Genomic DNA, 2,962 nt, shown 5'->3' with positions numbered 1-2,962 from the left:
CGTAAAAACACCGCAGTGCCGCGTTTCAGACGCCGGTTGATGTCGGCCCCGGACATTCCGTGTCTGACACCGAATTTCAGTTCGACGTCCGCAAAGCCTTTCCACAGCGCCATCAGATCTTCGGCTGCATCGATCGCATTGTCAAAATCGATCCACCCTATAGCGCGTCCCCGCTCCAGCAAGGCGGCGAGCTGGGTTCGGCTTTGTCCCGGACCAGCATCGAAGAAGCGGTGAGCCATATCGGGCAAGTGCGCGATTTCCTGTGGCAGCATGCGGTCGAGCGCCACATGATCGGATGCGAACAGAAAGGTCAGCAGGCCATGTCCAAAGGCATTCAACTGAGCCTCGAAATCACCCTTTAAGGCGGCCTCGCTCATCGTTGCCTCGGCAATCTGCTCGGTCTGCTCCTTGATCACCGCCTCGAACAACGTCTCCTTGTCGGTGAAGCGGTTGTAGATCGTGACTTTCGAAACGCCGGCGCGCGCCGCAATTTGCTCGATCGTAGCCGCGTTAAACCCGCGCTCCAGAAACGTGTGCAGCGCGGAATGCATGATAGCGGAATGCTTTGAAGGATCGCGCGGTCGCCCGGCCTTGGCGCTTTGGGCGTGTCGCTCTGCCATATCGATCAGTCCCACATCCGATGGATCGGTCGACGCAAAAACTATACGTTGACGTTCAGTAATTCTGCTTTATTTTGAACGCTACCGTACAGTATGATTAGTTGTTTGCAAAGTTTGCGATCGAGGGCCGGCACATGATGTGGATTGCGATCCGGATGCTGACCGGCGACCGTGTGAAGTTCATCGGGCTGGTGTTCGGCGTTGCCTTCTCCACTTTGCTGATCACCCAGCAGCTGACCATCTTCGTCAATCTGCTGCTGCGCGGGGCGGCTGCGGTGCATGAGGTATCGAGCGTCGATATCTGGGTGATGGACCCCGCCGGACGCACCACCGATGTCACCCTGCCGATGCCATCGACCGATCTGCAGCGTGTGCGCGGTGTGCCGGGGGTCGACTGGGCGGTTCCGATGATCCGGTCAGGTGCCAACGTGCGCACACCCGAGGGCGCCCTGGAGCCGGTGACGGTGGTTGGCCTCGACGATGCGACGCTGCTGGGCTTGCCAACCGCCGTGATGCTGGGGCAACGCGAGTCCTTGCGCGAGCCCGATGCCGTGTTCATCGACGGCGTAGGTGCCCGAAAGCTGTTTGGCAGCGATGCGGCGGCGATGAATGTCCGCCTGGAATTAAACGACCAACGCGCGATCATTCGCGGGCTTGTCGATGCAGAGCCGACCTTCACCTCGGGCGTTTTGCTCTACACGCGTTATTCCAACGCACTCAATTTCGTGCCGGGTACGCGCAACCGTCTGTCGTTCGTGCTTGTGCGCGCCGGTGACGGCGAGGATGTGGCGGTGGTGGCGCGACGGATAGAGACGGAAACGGGGCTTCGCGCCCGCACATCAGCGCAGTTTGCGCAAGACGGTATCGACTATATAATCGACAATACCGGCATTCCGATCAACTTCGGCATCACCGTGGCGCTGGGCGTCATCGTCGGCATCGTGATCGTCGGACTGACCTTCAGCCTGTTCATCCGTGACAACATCAAGCAGTTCGGGGCGCTGAAGGCGATCGGTGTCACCAACGCCACCATCCGGCAGATGGTGGTGGCGCAATCGGCGCTGGTCGCCCTGATCGGCTATGGCCTGGGGTTGATCCTCGCAATCACCTTAATCGAGCTGGGCGCGACCTATTCAGACGCCTTCAAAGGCTTTTACACGCCCTATCAGATCCCGCTGATCGCCGCCGGCACGGTGGTCGTGATGATCCTGATCACCGGCTTTCTGGCGCTGCGCCAAGTGCTGAAGACCGAACCTGCCGAGGTGTTCCGGTGAGCGGCCATCCGGCCATCAGGGTGACTCGTGTTGCCAAGGACTTTCCGGTGGGCGACGGCAAGCTGCGCGTGCTGCATGACATCAATGTCGACGTGAAGTCGGGCGAACTGACGTACCTGGTCGGCGAATCCGGATCGGGCAAGACCACGCTGATCTCGATTATCGCCGGTATCCTGTACCCCAGCGAAGGCACGGTCAGCGTGTTCGGAACGGATATCTACCGGCTTAACGATACGCAGCTGGTGAAATTCCGCCTCAGCACCATCGGTTTCATCTTCCAGCAGTACAATCTCATCCCGTCGATCAGCGCGGCTGCCAACGCGGCTGTGCCGCTGATCGCATCGGGAGTTCCACGCAAGGCGGCTATCGAACAGGCGCGCGAGTTGCTGCACATGCTCAACATCGGCGATCAATGCGACAAACTTCCAAGGCAGCTTTCGGGCGGACAGCAGCAGCGCGTCGCCATCGGACGAGCACTGATCCACGCACCGCGCCTTGTCGTTTGTGACGAACCCACCGCTGCGCTTGATGCCCGGTCCGGGCGGCGCGTGATGGACCTGCTGCGCGACGTGGCGCTGGCGACCGACCGCGCGGTCATCATCGTCACGCACGACAACCGCATCTTCGATCTCGCCGACCGCATCCTCGCGATGGAGGACGGGCGCATCACCCACGATGGCACGCACATGCCCAAGGATCATTGACAGCCATGGCAAAACTCAGCTTTTCTCGCCAAATCCTTCCTGTTCTGGCCATCGCCTTCATCATCATCGCCGCGATCATCGTGGCGCGCAGCCAGCCGGACCGGATGCTGGCACAAGCCGCCGAAACCCCCGCGCAGGTGCCCGCCAGCCAGAGCGGCAGCACAGTCGCCGGAGCCGGCGTGGTCGAGCCATCAAGCGAGCTGATCGAGATCGGTGCATTTGTGCCGGGTGTGGTGGAGCGCGTCTTTGTGCAGGCCGGGGACCAGGTCGGCGCGGGCCAGCCGCTGTTTGCGATCGACAGCCGCGACGCGCGGGCCGCAGTGCGCGAAGCCGCCGCCCGGGTAGAGCGGCTGCGACGCAGCGT

At 61.5% G+C, this 2,962-nt stretch carries 4 protein-coding genes; 3 read left to right on the top strand and 1 reads right to left on the bottom strand.

Annotated features, from left to right (window positions below):
- On the bottom strand, positions 1–551 hold a 551-nt coding region (locus ACEW8G_RS00480), incomplete at its 3' end, for a TetR/AcrR family transcriptional regulator (protein ID WP_373486492.1).
- 203 nt (positions 552–754) lie between these two features.
- Between ACEW8G_RS00480 and ACEW8G_RS00475 the strand changes: the two genes are divergently transcribed.
- From ACEW8G_RS00475 to ACEW8G_RS00465, 3 genes are all read left to right on the top strand, one after another.
- Positions 755–1,894, top strand: a complete 1,140-nt coding sequence (locus ACEW8G_RS00475) for an ABC transporter permease (RefSeq protein ID WP_373486491.1) — start codon at positions 755–757, stop codon at positions 1,892–1,894.
- The gene (locus tag ACEW8G_RS00470) at positions 1,891–2,598 is read left to right on the top strand and encodes an ABC transporter ATP-binding protein (protein WP_373486490.1); all 708 of its coding nucleotides are present in this window, start codon (positions 1,891–1,893) and stop codon (positions 2,596–2,598) included. The genes ACEW8G_RS00475 and ACEW8G_RS00470 overlap by 4 nt, the downstream gene beginning before the upstream one ends.
- Before the next feature lie 5 nt (positions 2,599–2,603).
- Positions 2,604–2,962 (top strand): biotin/lipoyl-binding protein (locus ACEW8G_RS00465; RefSeq protein WP_373486489.1); only part of this gene is annotated, 359 nt, incomplete at its 3' end.

Source organism: Blastomonas sp. (assembly GCF_041747255.1).
Lineage (GTDB): Bacteria > Pseudomonadota > Alphaproteobacteria > Sphingomonadales > Sphingomonadaceae > Blastomonas.
The sequence above is the reverse complement of the archived record's forward strand: the minus strand, read 5'-3'. Positions and strand labels throughout refer to the sequence as shown.